General features: G+C 65.8%; 14 protein-coding genes. 9 read left to right on the forward strand and 5 right to left on the reverse strand.

Features of this window, described 5'->3' with window-relative positions:
* The first annotated feature begins 40 nt into the window (after positions 1-40).
* From QFZ70_RS14935 to QFZ70_RS14955, 5 genes are read left to right on the forward strand one after another with little or no spacing between them, the layout of a single operon-like run.
* A complete protein-coding gene (locus QFZ70_RS14935) occupies positions 41-802 on the forward strand; it encodes a sugar phosphate isomerase/epimerase (protein ID WP_307096715.1) in 762 nt (253 codons plus the stop codon).
* Positions 799-1,962, forward strand: coding sequence for a Gfo/Idh/MocA family protein (locus QFZ70_RS14940; RefSeq protein ID WP_307096716.1), 1,164 nt, complete (start codon positions 799-801; stop codon positions 1,960-1,962). Before QFZ70_RS14935 ends, QFZ70_RS14940 begins: the two co-directional genes overlap by 4 nt.
* Before the next feature lie 38 nt (positions 1,963-2,000).
* Entirely contained in the window at positions 2,001-3,143 is a 1,143-nt protein-coding gene (locus tag QFZ70_RS14945) for a Gfo/Idh/MocA family protein (RefSeq protein WP_307097895.1), read from the forward strand.
* Position 3,144: 1 nt separating this feature from the next.
* Entirely contained in the window at positions 3,145-4,140 is a 996-nt protein-coding gene (locus QFZ70_RS14950; protein ID WP_307096717.1) for a sugar phosphate isomerase/epimerase, read from the forward strand.
* Positions 4,141-4,157: 17 nt separating this feature from the next.
* Entirely contained in the window at positions 4,158-4,691 is a 534-nt protein-coding gene (locus tag QFZ70_RS14955) for a GNAT family N-acetyltransferase (RefSeq protein WP_307096719.1), read from the forward strand.
* On the opposite strand, the gene QFZ70_RS14960 is transcribed toward QFZ70_RS14955, so the two are convergent.
* Complete coding sequence (locus QFZ70_RS14960) at positions 4,688-6,847, reverse strand: glycogen debranching N-terminal domain-containing protein (RefSeq protein WP_307096721.1); 2,160 nt, start codon at positions 6,845-6,847, stop codon at positions 4,688-4,690. The two genes, QFZ70_RS14955 and QFZ70_RS14960, sit on opposite strands and share 4 nt — an antisense overlap.
* Positions 6,848-6,908: 61 nt before the next feature.
* Positions 6,909-7,970: a glycosyltransferase family 4 protein gene (locus tag QFZ70_RS14965; protein ID WP_307096722.1), complete on the reverse strand. Its 1,062-nt coding sequence runs from the start codon at positions 7,968-7,970 to the stop codon at positions 6,909-6,911.
* A 224-nt stretch (positions 7,971-8,194) separates the two neighbouring features.
* On the opposite strand from QFZ70_RS14965, the gene QFZ70_RS14970 reads away from it, so the two are divergent.
* Together QFZ70_RS14970 and QFZ70_RS14975 are read left to right on the forward strand one after the other, a co-directional pair.
* Complete coding sequence (locus tag QFZ70_RS14970) at positions 8,195-8,893, forward strand: DsbA family oxidoreductase (RefSeq protein WP_307096724.1); 699 nt, start codon at positions 8,195-8,197, stop codon at positions 8,891-8,893.
* Positions 8,894-8,942: 49 nt separating this feature from the next.
* A complete protein-coding gene (locus QFZ70_RS14975; protein WP_307096725.1) occupies positions 8,943-9,593 on the forward strand; it encodes a TetR/AcrR family transcriptional regulator in 651 nt (216 codons plus the stop codon).
* A 73-nt stretch (positions 9,594-9,666) separates the two neighbouring features.
* Here QFZ70_RS14975 and QFZ70_RS14980 read toward each other — a convergent pair whose 3' ends face one another.
* Positions 9,667-10,341, reverse strand: a complete 675-nt coding sequence (locus QFZ70_RS14980) for a LytR C-terminal domain-containing protein (protein WP_307096727.1) — start codon at positions 10,339-10,341, stop codon at positions 9,667-9,669.
* A complete protein-coding gene (locus QFZ70_RS14985; protein ID WP_170850843.1) occupies positions 10,334-10,633 on the reverse strand; it encodes a type II toxin-antitoxin system VapB family antitoxin in 300 nt (99 codons plus the stop codon). The genes QFZ70_RS14980 and QFZ70_RS14985 overlap by 8 nt, the downstream gene beginning before the upstream one ends.
* 147 nt (positions 10,634-10,780) lie before the next feature.
* Between QFZ70_RS14985 and QFZ70_RS14990 the strand changes: the two genes are divergently transcribed.
* Together QFZ70_RS14990 and QFZ70_RS14995 are read left to right on the forward strand one after the other, a co-directional pair.
* Entirely contained in the window at positions 10,781-11,710 is a 930-nt protein-coding gene (locus QFZ70_RS14990; RefSeq protein ID WP_307096728.1) for a hypothetical protein, read from the forward strand.
* Positions 11,711-11,770: 60 nt separating this feature from the next.
* Positions 11,771-13,408, forward strand: coding sequence for a stealth family protein (locus QFZ70_RS14995; protein ID WP_307096729.1), 1,638 nt, complete (start codon positions 11,771-11,773; stop codon positions 13,406-13,408).
* Positions 13,409-13,418: 10 nt separating this feature from the next.
* Here QFZ70_RS14995 and QFZ70_RS15000 read toward each other — a convergent pair whose 3' ends face one another.
* Entirely contained in the window at positions 13,419-14,348 is a 930-nt protein-coding gene (locus tag QFZ70_RS15000; protein WP_307096731.1) for a phosphodiesterase, read from the reverse strand.
* Positions 14,349-14,412: the final 64 nt, after the last annotated feature.

The raw sequence follows: 14,412 nt of genomic DNA on the forward strand, positions 1-14,412 counted from the left end.
CTGCAGCCCGAAACCGAGTCCCAGACCCCCAGGAGACCAGATGTCCTACTCGCTCCAGCTCTATACGCTGCGCAACGCGATCCAGGAAGACCTTCCCGGCACTATCAGAAGGGTGGCGGAACTCGGCTTCACCAAGGTGGAGCCGTACAACTTCGTTGCCACTGCCACCGAGCTTGGAGCGGCCCTGCGGGAGAATAGCGTCACCGCGCCGTCCGGCCACGCCCCGCTGCTGAGCCAGGACCAGGACGAAATCTTCGCCGCCGCAAAGGAACTCGGGATCACCACCGTGATCGAGCCGTTCATTCCTGCCGAGCGCTGGCAGTCCGCGGAGGACGTCCAGGCTACGGCCGCCAAGCTGAACGAAGCAGCCAAAAAGGGGGCCGGCTACGGCATCCGGGTGGGGTACCACAACCACCAGTGGGAGCTGGAGTCCACCATCGAGGGCCGGACCGCCCTGGAGTACTTTGCGGACCTCCTGGACCCGGAACTGGTCCTGGAGGTGGACACGTACTGGGTCGCTGTCGGTGGACAGGACCCCGTGGACCTCCTGGGCAAGCTGGGTGACCGGGTGAAGTTCATCCACATCAAGGACGGGCCGCTGACCACCGACACCAAGGCCCAGCTGCCCGCGGGCAAGGGCAAGGTGGCTGTCCTGGACGTCATTGCCGCCGCGAAGTCCATGGAAGTGGGAGTTGTGGAATTTGATGACTACGACGGGGACATCTTCGACGGCATTGCCCAGAGCCTGGCGTTCCTGCAGGAGTCCGGCACCGCCGCAGCCGGAGCCGGAGCCGGAGCATGAGCGCCGCATCCCCGCTCAACCGAACAAACCCGCTGAACGCAGCGACCGGCCGCGGCCCGGTTGGCGTTGGTGTCATCGGCGCCGGCAACATCAGCAAGCAGTACCTGGACAACCTCACCGTCTTCCCGGATTTGAAAGTCCACGTCATCGCCGACCTCTTCGAGGAAGCGGCGGAAGCCCGGGCCAAGGAATATGGCATCCCCGAGTGGGGCGGGGTGGAGAAGGCACTGAACCACCCCGACGTCGAAATTATCGTCAATCTGACCATCCCTGCCGCCCACGTGGAAGTTGCCACTGCCGCCGTGAACGCCGGCAAGCACGTCTGGACCGAGAAGCCCTTCTCGCTGGACCGCGAGTCCGGCCTGGGCCTGCTCAAAACCGCTGATGCCGCCGCAATCCGCCTCGGCTGCGCCCCGGACACGTTCCTCGGCGCAGGCCTGCAAACCGCACTGCGCGTAATCCAGCGGGGGGACATTGGAACTCCCCTGAGCGCAATGACCACATTCCAGACCCCCGGCCCGGAATCCTGGCACCCCAACCCGGCCTTCCTCTTCCAGCACGGCGCCGGCCCCTTGTTCGACATGGGCCCCTACTACCTCACCACCCTGGTCCAGGCTTTCGGCCCGATCCGCAAGGTGGCCGCCGTCGGATCCAAGGCCAAGGATGTGCGCGTGATCGGTTCCGGGCCCAAAGCCGGCGAAGAGTTCACGGTGGAAGTGCCCACCCACGTGTCCGCGATGGCCCAGTTCGAAGGCGGGGCGTCCTCGCACAGCGTTTTCTCCTTCGAGTCCCCCCGCCAGCGGATGGGCTTCGTGGAGATCACGGGCACCGAGGCCACCCTCTCCCTGCCGGACCCCAATTACTTCGACGGCGACATCAGGCTTTGGCGTGCAGGAGACGAGGACTGGACCACCATCGCGGCCACCGGTCCGGCGAACGGTCGCGGCATGGGAGTCCTGGACATGGCCCGGTCCATCCGTGCCGGTGTCCCCCACCGTGCCACCGGCAACCTTGCCTATCACGTCCTGGACAGCATGGTCTCCATCTCGGAGTCCGTGGAGTCCGGCACGTTTGTCAGTGTCGAAAGCTCCGCACCGGCGTCGGCTCCCCTCCCGGAGGACTGGGCCCCGGAAACGCTGACTCTGGGCGGCAACGGGTGAGCCGCGAACCAGGCCCCAAGGGTCGGCTGGGCGTGGCGATGATCGGCTACGCCTTTATGGGCAAGGCGCATTCCAATGCCTGGCGGAACGTGGCAAGCTTCTTCGACGTCCCCGCGTTCGAGCAGAAGATCCTCGTGGGCAGGGACGCCGCCGCAGTCTCGGACGCCGCCGCCAAGTACGGGTGGAGCGAAACGGCCACGGACTGGCGCGCAGTGCTGGACCGGGACGACATCCATATCGTGGATATCTGCGCCCCCGGCTGGCTGCACGCCGAGATTGCCATCGCCGCGCTCGAGGCCGGCAAGCATGTGCTGCTGGAAAAGCCGCTGGCCAACACCCTGGCGGAGGCCGAGGCCATAACCTCCGCAGCGCAGGCGGCCAGGGCCGGAGGTGTGCAGTCGATGGTGGGATTCAACTACCGCCGCGTTCCCGCCCTGGCCCTTGCAAAGGAAATGATCGCCGCCGGCCGGCTCGGTACCGTCCGCCAGGTTCGTGCGGCCTACCTCCAGGACTGGCTGGCCGACGAGTCAGCCCCCATGACCTGGCGGCTGACAAAGGACACTGCGGGCTCCGGGGCGCTCGGGGACATCGCCTCCCATGCCATCGACCAGGTCCTCTTCCTGCTCGGCGACCAGGTCACGGAAGTTGCCGGCCGCCTGCACACTTTCGTGAACCAAAGGCCGGGACCTGAGGGGCCTGAAGAGGTAACGGTCGACGACGCTGCCTGGGCGACGCTGACCCTCGCCTCCGGGGCGGTCGCCTCGGTGGAGGCCTCCCGGGTGGCTACGGGCCGGAAGAACTCCCTCCAGCTGGAGGTCTACGGCGACAAAGGTGCCATCACCTTCGACCTGGAAAACCTCAACGAACTCAGGTTCCTTGACGCCACAGCACCCGCCCGCGAGCAGGGCTTCCGCCGGATCGTTGTGAGCGAACCCGACCACCCGTACATGGACGGCTGGTGGCCGCAGGGCCACATCATCGGCTGGGAGCACACCTTCACGCACGAAATCCGCGACTTCCTGCTTGCCGTCGGCAGCGGGACCGAGCCGTCGCCGTCGTTCGAGGACGGACTGGAAGTCCAGCGCATCCTGGCCGCCGTGGAGGAGTCCGCCGCCGCAAAAAGTTCAACCATCCCGCTGACCCCGGCAACCCGCCCCGCAGCTACGACAGAAGGAGCCTGACATGCCCCGCCCCTACACCCTGTTCACCGGCCAGTGGGCCGACCTACCGTTTGAGGAAGTCGCGAAGCTGGCGTCCGGCTGGGGCTACGACGGCCTGGAAATAGCCGTCTCCGGCGACCACCTGGATGCCTGGCGCTGGGACGAACCCGGTTACGTCGAGTCCAAGCTCGCCGTCCTGGAGAAGTACAACCTGAAGGTCTGGGCCATCTCCAACCACCTCAAGGGCCAGGCCGTCTGCGACAACCCCATCGACTTCCGCCACGAAGCGATCGTCGGCGCCAAGGTATGGGGCGACGGTGACCCCGAAGGCGTCCGCCAGCGCGCCGCCGAGGAAATGAAGCACACCGCCCGGCTCGCCAAGGCACTCAGCGTGGACACCGTCGTGGGCTTCACCGGCTCCTCCATCTGGCAGTACGTCGCCATGTTCCCGCCCGTCCCGGAAAAGGTCATCGAGGCCGGCTACCAGGACTTCGCCGACCGCTGGAACCCCATCCTGGACGTCTTTGACGAGTGCGGCGTCCGCTTCGCGCACGAGGTCCACCCCTCGGAAATCGCCTACGACTACTGGACCACCGTCCGCACCCTCGAAGCGATCGGCCACCGCGAAGCCTTCGGCCTGAACTGGGACCCGTCCCACATGATGTGGCAGGGCATCGACCCCGTCTCCTTCATCTGGGACTTCAAGGACCGGATCTACCACGTGGACTGCAAGGACACCAAGGTCCGCCAGACCGGCCGGAACACCGTGATGGGCTCCCACCTCGCCTGGGGCGACCCCCGCCGCGGCTGGGACTTCGTCTCCGCTGGCCGCGGTGACGTCCCCTGGGAAGCGTCCTTCCGCGCCCTCACCGCCATCGGCTACGAGGGGCCCATCTCCGTTGAGTGGGAAGACGCCGGAATGGACCGCCTCCACGGCGCCCCGGAAGCCCTCGCCGCCCTCAAGAAGTTCGACTTCGCGCCGTCGAGCACCTCCTTCGACGCCGCCTTCAAGCAGTAGGGACATAAAATCCCTGCATGACCTCTTCCATCCGTAAGGCAACAGGGGACGACGCCGGCGCGCTGGCTGCCCTGGCGGCCGTCACCTTTCCCCTCGCCTGCCCGCCGTCGTCGTCGCCCCAGGACATCGCGGCGCACCTTGCCAACACGCTCAGCGAACGCCACTTCCAGAGCTACCTCGACGACCCCGCGGTCACCATCCTGGTGATTGACGACGGCGGGAACCTGCGGGGCTACAGCCTGCTGGTGAACCGGCCGCCAGATGACCCGGACGTCGTGTCCGCGCTGGAGATCCTGCCGTCGGTGGAACTGAGCAAGTGCTACGTGCACCCGGAACACCACGGGCTCGGCGCGGCTGCCGAGCTGATGCACGCCAGCCTCCAGGCGGCTGCCGAAGCCGGCGGCCAGGGCGTCTGGCTGGGCGTCAACAGCCAGAACGCCCGTGCCATCCGCTTCTATGAAAAATCAGGGTTCAGCAGGGTAGGCACCAAGTCTTTCCGGCTGGGCAGCACCGTGGAGCATGACTTCGTGCTGGAACGCGCCGTCCCTTAATTGCCGTGGTGAACGCCGCCAAAGTCATCCAGCAGGGAATCCAAGGGCGGGCGGGGTTCGGCCAACAGCCGCAGTCCGGGCGGAAGGCCCTCGATGCTGCCGTCGGTACCCTTGGCCCTGATGGTCACCCGGGACGTATCCAGCAGGACGTTCTCGGCGCTGAACTCACCCATCTGCTCGTTAAGAATGGGGGCCAGGTGCACCACGCCACGGGTGAAATCGGGGTCGAGCCGGAGGAGGATCCGGGCCAGCTGCACCGGTGCTGCCGCCGCCCATGCCTGCGGCGAGCAAGCCGTGGGATAAGGCACCGGCCCGGGAAACTCGCCACGGTCGAAGCCGCAAAACAGTTCCGGAAGCCGGCCGTCAAAGTGCTCCGCCGCCTCGATGATGCCGGTAGCAAGCAGCCGGGCCTCGTCCACGAAGCCGTAGCGCATCATGCCCGTGGCCACCAGGGCCGAGTCATGCGGCCAGACCGAGCCGTTGTGGTAGCTCACCGGGTTGTAGGCTCCCATGTCGGAAGCCAGTGTGCGGATGCCCCAGCCGGTGAACATCTGCGGGGACATCAGGTGTTCCACCACTGACGGCGCCTTGTCCTCATCCACAATGCCCAGCCAGAGGCAATGGCCCATGTTCGAGGTGCAGGCATCCACCGGCTGCTTGTCCTTGTCCAGGGCCACCGCGAAGTAGCCCTTCTCCGGCAGCCAGAACTTCTCGTTAAAGGCCGTCTTCAGGGCCGCAGCGCGTTCTGCCCAGTGCTGTTCGAGGGCAACATCGCCGCTCCAGCGGGCCAGCAGGGACCGGCCTATGTAGGCGGAATAGACGTAAGCCTGGACTTCGCAGAGGGCAATGGGTGCCTCCGCCATGGTGCCGTCGGCGAAGTTGATGCCGTCCCAGGAGTCCTTCCAGCCCTGGTTGATCAGCCCGTGGTCGTTAGGCCTGAGGTACTCCACGAACCCATCGCCGTCGCGGTCCCCGTACAGCTCGATCCAGTCCAGCGCCCGGTCCACGTGAGGAAGCAGTGGTTGGATGATGTCCCGTGAAAGTCCCCACCGGCTGAGCTCGCCAACAAGGGCGGCGAACAGCGGTGTGGCGTCCGCTGTTCCGTAGTATGCAGTGCCGCCCAGGGCGAGGCCGGCTGTGACGCCGAACCGCACTTCATGCGGAATCCGCCCGGGTTCCTCCTCCGAGTCCACGTCCACTTTCGACCCCTGGAGTCCCGCCAGTGTCTGCAGCGTACCGGCGGCCAGTTTGGGGTCCACCAGGAGGCACATGTAGGAGGCCAGGATGGAGTCGCGGCCAAAAAGCGCCATGAACCAGGGTGCCCCGGCAGCCACGGCAGCCCGCTCCGGGTGGTGCTCGTCAAAGATCCGCAGGGAGCCCAGGTCGCTTTCGCTGCGGTTCAGGACTGCCTGCAGGTTGCTGTCCGCAACGGTGATCCGGGGCACATTCTGCTCCCAGTGGCGGTGCCGGAGGGCCCCTTCCCGGTGGTGCGGAAGCCCGCCCTCTTTGAAGGGTTCGTCGGGGGACTGCCCGTTGATGAGCGGCACCACAATGACGCTGGTTGCCCATTTGCCGCGGGCCGGGACGGTAGCCCGGAAGCGAAGCCCGTCCGTGGTCACCACGGCGCCCCGGGCATGGATGGCGGTTCCGCGCTGCTGCCCGTTGTGGGCGCTTTCGATCACAAGCTGGCCGTCGCGGACGCTGCGGACGGCTTCTGCCCTGCGGGACGTCCGTCCGCCCTTAACGTCGAACAGGTCGGCCTGGTCGGCGTCCACCAGCAGCTCGATGTCGCAGTCCACAGGTTCCGCGGAGTAATTTTCAAGCGTGATGTCGTCCTGCAGTCCCGGGCCGATGTGGCGAACCTGGCGGACTACCAGGGGGCTGTCGAACCTGCCGTCCGGCCACTTGGCCCGGCCCACAAAGGTGGCCTCGAAGGGCCGGGGCCGCTGGGCCACCAGCGGCTCACGCAGGGAACCGTTGACCCGGAGCACCCAATGGGAAATGATGCGGGTGTCCTGAAAGAACGCACCGTTAGTGCCACCGTCGGAACTGATGTCCCCGCCGCCGGATGAGATGCAGAATGAGGATCCTTCCACCACCGTGACCGAACCCGACTCGGATGCGGCTGCCTCTGTATCGGCGTTCCATGCGGTCACGAACAACTCCCTCCTCAGCGGGCTGCTGCTGCCGCGGATTCGGAAGCAGGCTTAAACACCCTTACTGATTCTGGTGCACTCTGACAGGATGCGGAACCCCTCCGCGTACAGCCCCGTCGAGCAGTTTGCTGTACAGGCTAAGGTGCTCGTTCACCATCCGTTCCTCGCTGAACCGCTCCTCCACTGCCCGTCGGCACGCTGCGCGGCTGATGCCGTCTGCCATCCCCACGAAGCCGGCCAACTGCCCGATGTCCCCCAGGTATCCGGTCCGTCCATGCTCAACTATCTCGGGAGCCGAACCAGCAGGGGTCCCGATCACCGGGGTGCCGGTGGCCAGTGCCTCGATCATGACCAACCCGAAGGGCTCCGGCCACTGGATAGGGTTCAGGAACGCCACCGCTTCCCCCATCAGCCGGTACTTGCTGGCATCATCCACTTCGTCCAGGACGTCGTCGTCCGGCCCCAGCATCGGTTGAACCACCTCCTGGAAGAAGCAGACCTCATCCGGCTGGCGCATCTTCGTCGCTATCCGCAAGGGCATGCCCGCCTGATGGGCAATCATGACGGCCTCCAGCAGCCCCTTGTCCGGGCAGGCCCTCCCCACAAAGCACAGGTAGCCCCCGCTGCCCGATCCCACGGGGACCGAGGAGACGTCCATCCCGTGGTGGATCACCTGGGTGATTGGAACGTCCGGCGCGTGGGAGCCTTGGTTGCGGGAAATGGCGATGACTGCTGCGTTGCGCGCAATGGCTCTGTAGATATCGGCCGCTTCAGGGTCCAGCCGGCAGTGGATGGTGGTCACCACCGGTATCCGCTTCGGCCGGTTCAGATACAGGGGGCCGGCCAGCGTGTGGTCGTGAATGATGTCCGCACTTGCCAGGCCCTCGTAGGCCCGTGCCACGTGGCTGAGTTCGGAGAGTGTCAGGTTCAGGCCGTCCGGAACCGAGCCCCGCATGCCCGGAACCCTCGGCACCGGGCACGTGCTGTCCGTCGGCGCCGCCAGGAGTACGTCATGCCCCGCGGCCGCGAAACCGCGGGCCAGGCTGTCCACCACCCTTTCGGTGCCACCGTAAGTCACCGGTGGAATGGGAATCCACGGTCCCGCAATCAGTCCTATCCGCATCCCTGGCCTCCAAGGAGAATGACAGGCCGGGCTCCCAGCTGGCCGGGCAGTTCCATCCCCGCAACCTGCTCCGGTCCGCGGTTGTGTGAGGAGTGTGTGGCCGGCCCCTGCTTGGACCGACATTCCGACTATTGCGCAGGATCAACCACACGGCAAGCCCTACTGTGGGGTATCTAACAAAGGCCTGCAGGAATGCCTCCTGAGGTCCCGGGGTTGCCCACAGCATGAAGATTGAAATCTGGTCCGACGTTGCCTGCCCGTGGTGCTACATCGGCAAGCGCCGCTTCGAAACAGCACTGGCCAACTTCGAGCACCGCGATTCGGTGGAGGTCAAGTGGCGCAGCTACCAACTGGACCCCACCCTGCCCGAGCACTATGACGGGACCGAGCTGGAGTACCTGAGCACCCGAAAGGGCCTGGCCCCACAGCAGGTGTCGCAAATGTTCGAGCACGTCAAGCAGCAGGCCAAGGGCGAGGGCCTGGACTACCGGTTCGATTCCGTGGTTGTGGCGAACAGCTTCACGGCGCACCGCCTGATCCATCTTGCAGCCGCCCACGGCAAGCAGGACGAAGCCAAGGAGCGCCTGCTCAGCGACCATTTCGAGCACGGCAAGGACATCGGCAGCCGCGCGTACCTGACCTCGCTCGCCCTGGATCTGGGCATCGGCGCAGCTGAGGTGGAGGAACTCTTTACCACGGACAGGTACGCCGACGACGTCCGTTCGGATTTCGAGGAGGCCCGGGCCCTGGGCATTAGCGGGGTGCCCTTCTTCGTCATTGACCGCAAGTTCGGGCTCTCCGGCGCCCAGCCCGCCGGGACGTTCACCGCCGCGCTCACCCAGGCCTGGCAGGACGCCAACCCGCTGGTGCTGGTCAACTCCACCGACGGCGAGGCCTGCGGCCCGGACGGCTGCTCCATCTAACGCTTCCGCCTGGCAACGGTTTGGTGACACTTGGCGGTAAAGTGTCTACATGCCCAGGATTTCAGCGGCCAGCAACGCCGAGCAGCGCGCGGAAACGCAGCGCCGCATCCTTACTGCCTTCGGCGAGCTCCTTTTTTCCCACGGCCTTCCCGGGCTGACCATGACTGACGTGGCCCGCCATGCCGGGGTGGGCCGGACGGCCGTCTACAACTATTACGCGGACATCGAAGAGCTGCTTATCTCCTATGCCCTGGAGGAGACCGAAAAATTCCTGACCGAGCTCCGGGAGGCTCTCGGGCGCCTGGACAACCCGGTGGAGCGGCTGGCCCTGTACGTCCGCGCCCAGGTGGTGGACCTCAGCCGCCGCCACCTGCCGCCGGGACCGGCCATGGGAGCCGTGCTGTCGCCGTCGTCCTTCGCCAAGCTCGCCGACCACGTGGGCGAGCTGAGCGTCCTGCTGCAAGGCATCCTGCGCGACGGGATGGAGCAGGGCTACCTCCCGGTGGCCGACATCGGCCAGCAGGCGCAGCTGATCCTTGGCACGCTGTCCTCCAGCGCGGCCAGGGGCAGCGACGAGCCCGCGGAGCTGGAAGCCAGGGTGGCCAGGACAGTGCGCTTTATCCAGCTGGGCGCGGGAGCGAGGTTCGACGACGCCGGCGGCCCGGTCCGCGTTGCGCCCCTTCCTGCCGTGGCCGGCTGAGCTGCCCCATCACTTTTGGCCCTTGTTGAGCCGTTTGAAAACCTGGCCTGGTGGCGCACCTGCAGGGCCGGTCTCAGGAAGCGGGCGCCGCGGACGGGACCACCGGCCGCTTGTCGTCGTCGGCGATCCGGCGGCTTTCACGCGGGCAGCTGAGGGTCCCCGGAGTCTGGTCAACGAGCTCCGGCGGGGCGAGAGCACTATAGTCCTGGGCGAGGATCACATCCACGCTGCCGTCTGCCCTCCCGTCCTGGAAGTAGTCCGACCCGGGCAGGTTCCGCTGGACAGTGAATGCCGCGGACTGGCCCGCTGCTCCGGACACCACCGCGGCAACCCCCCGGTAGCTGGCGTCGACATTGGAGACCGACCCCACCACGAACTTCCGGGCCAGGAACTCGTCCGCAACCGACCGCGCCAACCCCGGCCTGCTCGTGGAGTTGTAGACGTTGAGGTTGATCTTTTCGTGGGGCGTGTAGTCGAAGGTGGCCGCAGGGCAGCTGGAAACCGTCTCCTCCGCGGGCGCGGCGGCAGGAATCTTCAGGCGTCCGTTGATGATGGCCAGCGCGGTGATAATGGCGGCAGCGATCAGTCCGATGAGGACCACCAGCACCACCGCATGCAGCACACTGCGGCGCACCCGCGAGGTATCGTCGGCGTCGCGCTCCGCTTCAAAGGTGGCCCGCAACTCAGGGCCGGTAACAACGCGATGGCCGTGGAGGACGCTTGGGTCCTGCTGCTTCTTCCTAGCCATCGATGACCAGCACGCGGGCGTGGATCGCCGTGCGCTGGTGCAGGGCGGTCCGGACGGCGCGGTGCAGGCCGTCCTCAAGGTAAAGGGTTCCCTGATACTGCACCACGTGCGGGAAAAGGTCGCCGAAGAAGGTGGAATCCTCGGCAAGGAGAGCCTCCAGGTCCAGGGTGCGCTTGGTGGTCACCAGCTCGTCCAGCCTGACCGGGCGCGGGGGCAGCGCAGCCCATTCCTTGGGAGTGTTGTAACCATGGTCAGGGTAAGGGCGGCCCTCGCCCACAGCTTTGAATATCACCATGCCACCCTAGGCACCCAAAGGTCCCAGCGAAAGTAGCAGGCACGCGGTCAGGCAGGTTGTAGCCAAACAGTGACCATCCGTCACCTGCGGTGATCTTCGCCGCCTGGCGCCCGGAGTTCGCAGTGCTGCTGACAGAATGGTGCCATGACAGCATCCGAGTTCCTCGCCACCTCCACGTCCGGCGGACACCAGCCGGCCACGCCTCCCCTCGCGCTGCTGCTGGATGTAGACGGGCCGGTGGCGAGCCCCGTTACGCGGGACGTTAAACACGAGATCATCTCTGATCTCGTGGCGCTGGCCGCTGCCGGCATTCCTGTCATCTTCAACACCGGCCGCTCCGATGCCTTCATCCGGGAGCAGGTCATGGAACCGATGATTGCTGCCGGCATCCCGGCCGGCACCATCATCCACGCCGTCTGCGAAAAGGGGGCCGTCTGGTTCAGCTACACCGCTGCCGGTCCCGGCCCCATCCATGTGGACCGGGAACTCGCGGTGCCCGCAGCCTATGGTGACGATGTCCGGCGGATGGTGGCCGAGGACTACTCGGCGCACATGTTCTTCGATGAGACCAAGCGGGCCATGGTGTCCGTGGAACAGCACATCGAGGTGCCCAGCGCCGAATACCTCGCCGAGCAGAAACTCTTTGACGCCGATGCCATGGACCTCATGGCCCGCCACGGGCTGGGCGTGGTCCGGCTGGACCACCACGCCCCGAATTCCGACGACGAAGTGGACTACCGGGTGGATCCCACCATCATTTCCACGGACATTGAGTCGGTGCGGCTGGGCAAGGACCTGGGCGCCAGCAGGGCAGTGGAACTGCTCGCTGCCCAGGGCATCACGCCGCAGGACTGGCGGACGGTGGGCGATTCCCGCACGGATTACGCCATGGCTGACTGGCTCCACCACAACGACCACGCGGTAAAGCATGTGGATGTCCGCCCTGCGGATGGAGTTCCAGACAGGCCGTACCCTGTCCTGACCGCAGAGGACCTGGGGCTCGAGTCCTCCGTCATCCACGACGACGCGGGCGGCGCCTTCCTGCGCAGCTGGCGTGAGGCGCTGGGCGCCTAACCCCGTTCCCTACCCCGCGGAGCCCTGCCCGAAACCTGCTGTTTCCACCGCGCGGCTATCATGCAGGTAAAGATGCTTACTTTAACTAGCACGGAGACGACAATTACAGAAGCACCGGTACAGGACGAGGTCTACTACGGCAGCCAGGCGTCCGTAGAGGAACAATTTCACGCAGAGGTCACGTCTGCGGCGGCGGAGCAGCGCCTTCGGCACCGCCCGGACGTCATCAGGCACAAGGGCCGCTATGCCCTGATCAACTACAACAGGACCCCCTACCAGGCCATGGTGGAGGACCTGCTGTTCCTGCGCAATGTCCTGGCGGACGCCGGCCTCCAATACCTGCTGGTCCGCGGCAACAACGACCGGCCGGTCATCGCCCTGGACTGGAAGGACCGCAAAAAGCTCCGTGCTGCCCTGGTGGAGGCGTGCCGGGACGAACCGGTCTACTCCATGACGGTGGATGCCAAGAAGAAGACCTCCGTGCTGGTGGCGGACGGCGAGCTGTCCTCCAACCGCCAGGCACGGATCTTCCGCCTGTACCGCCCCCGTGTCGAGCCCGTGGGCGGCTTCGAATTCGGGGCCTCAGCCGGAGTACAGATCGAGCTGTGGTCCTTTGAAGGGGAGCAGCTGATCCTTCCGATCGAGAACTCCCTGACGCGCCGGACCATGCTGCGGCAGGACGCCGTACGGGGCACTGTGGAACGGTACGGCCACACCTGGCCCACCATCGAGAACATGTTCGCGGACCACGCGAGCGACATCAGCTTCGATGTAGACCTGGTGTTCTCCTGGGTGGACGGTAGCTCCCCTGAGTACATTGCGGCCCGGCGCGCCCAGCAGAAGGATGTGGTCCTGGGCGAAGGCGACGACCATGAAGCCCGCTTCCGCCAGATCAACGAACTCAAATACGCACTTCGGTCCGTCTACCTTTTCGCGCCGTGGATCCGCCGGATCTTCATCGCCACGGACTCCCCCGCTCCGGACTGGCTGGCGGACCACCCCGCGGTCACCATTGTCCGCAGCGAAGAGTTCTTCTCCGATCCTTCCGTGCTGCCCACCCACAACTCGCAGGCGGTGGAGTGCCAGCTGCACAACATCGACGGCCTGTCCGAGCACTTCCTGTATTCGAACGATGACATGTTCTTCGGCCGCCCGGTCAGTCCGGACCTGTTCTTTACCCCCGGCGGCATCACCAAGTTCATCGAGGCGGAAACCCGGATCGGCCTGGGCGAGAACGCGGCGGAACGCAGCGGCTTCGAAAATGCTGCCCGCGTCAACCGGAAGCTGCTGTGGAACCGGTTCGGGCGGATCACCACGCGCCACCTTGAGCACACCGCCGCGCCCCTGCGCCGCAGTGTGGTGGCGAAGATGGAGCGCGAGTTCCCGGAAGAGTTCCGCAAGACCGCAGCCAGCCGGTTCCGTGCAGCGGACAACATCTCCGTCACCAACTCGTTTTACCATTACTACGCACTGCTCACGGGCCGCGCGGTCACCCAGACAGCCGCCAAGGTCCGCTACGTGGACACCACCATGCGGGCCGGGCTGAACTATCTGCCCAAGCTGCTGTCCAAGCGGAACATGGACTTCTTCTGCCTGAACGACGGCAGTTTCCCGGAGGTGCACGCCGACGAGCGCGCCGAACTGGTCACGGACTTCCTGGAAAAGTACTTCCCCATCAAGGCGCCCTGGGAAAAGTAAGGCAGATGGATCAGCGCCCGGAAGACAGTCCGGCCCGGGCGCTGCTCCGCTGTTTGGTGGTCTCCGGGATACGGATGCCTGCGGCCTCCAGCCGGCGGGCTGTCTCTTCCGGCGGCACGTACTCCCCCACCGTCGTCGAACTGCCCAGCGGGACCACCGAGTGCACGATGGTGTGCTCGTACACATGCACCAGGTTGAAGGACTGCCCGGCGTCGTGTCCGCGTGTGCCGCCCACCGCCACGTTCAGGTCCTGCGTGTAGCAGCTGGCGGAGGCGACGGAGACGGGAACCCCGGCGAAGGTGGCTGTGGTGGAGTAGTGCAGATGACCGGCCAGGATGGTCCGGACATCTGAATTGTGGACCGCCGCGGCGAGGGATGCCTGGTCCCGCAGCTCAACCAGGACCGAGAGGTCAAGGACGGATGGGACCGGCGGATGGTGGAGCGCCAGGATGGTGCCGTCCGGCGCCGGTGTCTCCAGTTCCTGCGCCAGCCAGTCCAGCTGGGAGTCGCTGAGTTCGCCGTGGTGGTAGCCGGGCACGGAGGTGTCCAGGGTGATGACGCGCAACCCGTTGATGAAGTAGCTGTGGTCCACGGGGGCGTCATTGCCGGGCTGATCCAGCAGGCCCTTCCGGAAGTTGGCCCGGTTGTCGTGGTTTCCGATCGCCCAGATGACTTCCGCACCCAATTCCAAGCACGCCGGCTCGACGATGGCCCGCAGTTTCACATAGGCTTCCGGATCGCCCTTGTCTGCCAGGTCGCCGGTAAAAATGACAGCCTCTGGCCGCGCCCCGGACGCCTTTACCTCTTCGAACAGTTGGATGAGCCGAGCTTCGGAGTCAACCGCGCCGTACAGGGGGTCCGGACCGCCCACCAAGTGGGGATCGCTCAGGTGGAGTAGGAAGTGGCGTGGCCGGGGATGCTCGGCCTCGATGTGCTCCATTGCTACCTCTGTGGTTGGGGGGAAACGGCGCTTCCCTTGTACCCTTCAGTAAGGTTTATCCAAT

The organism is Arthrobacter sp. V1I9 (assembly GCF_030817075.1).
In the GTDB taxonomy this organism is placed as follows: Bacteria; Actinomycetota; Actinomycetes; order Actinomycetales; family Micrococcaceae; genus Arthrobacter.

Excerpts from the sequence above, each read along its gene's own strand:
- QFZ70_RS14990 (WP_307096728.1), top strand. The coding sequence starts at position 10,781 with ATGACAGCATCCGAGTTCCTCGCCACCTCCACGTCCGGCGGACACCAG.
- QFZ70_RS14965 (WP_307096722.1), bottom strand. The coding sequence starts at position 7,970 with ATGCGGATAGGACTGATTGCGGGACCGTGGATTCCCATTCCACCGGTG.
- QFZ70_RS14950 (WP_307096717.1), top strand. The coding sequence starts at position 3,145 with ATGCCCCGCCCCTACACCCTGTTCACCGGCCAGTGGGCCGACCTACCG.
- QFZ70_RS14955 (WP_307096719.1), top strand. The coding sequence starts at position 4,158 with ATGACCTCTTCCATCCGTAAGGCAACAGGGGACGACGCCGGCGCGCTG.
- QFZ70_RS14935 (WP_307096715.1), top strand. The coding sequence starts at position 41 with ATGTCCTACTCGCTCCAGCTCTATACGCTGCGCAACGCGATCCAGGAA.
- QFZ70_RS15000 (WP_307096731.1), bottom strand. The coding sequence starts at position 14,348 with ATGGAGCACATCGAGGCCGAGCATCCCCGGCCACGCCACTTCCTACTC.
- QFZ70_RS14995 (WP_307096729.1), top strand. The coding sequence starts at position 11,771 with ATGCAGGTAAAGATGCTTACTTTAACTAGCACGGAGACGACAATTACA.
- QFZ70_RS14975 (WP_307096725.1), top strand. The coding sequence starts at position 8,943 with ATGCCCAGGATTTCAGCGGCCAGCAACGCCGAGCAGCGCGCGGAAACG.
- QFZ70_RS14945 (WP_307097895.1), top strand. The coding sequence starts at position 2,001 with ATGATCGGCTACGCCTTTATGGGCAAGGCGCATTCCAATGCCTGGCGG.
- QFZ70_RS14940 (WP_307096716.1), top strand. The coding sequence starts at position 799 with ATGAGCGCCGCATCCCCGCTCAACCGAACAAACCCGCTGAACGCAGCG.
- QFZ70_RS14980 (WP_307096727.1), bottom strand. The coding sequence starts at position 10,341 with ATGGCTAGGAAGAAGCAGCAGGACCCAAGCGTCCTCCACGGCCATCGC.
- QFZ70_RS14970 (WP_307096724.1), top strand. The coding sequence starts at position 8,195 with ATGAAGATTGAAATCTGGTCCGACGTTGCCTGCCCGTGGTGCTACATC.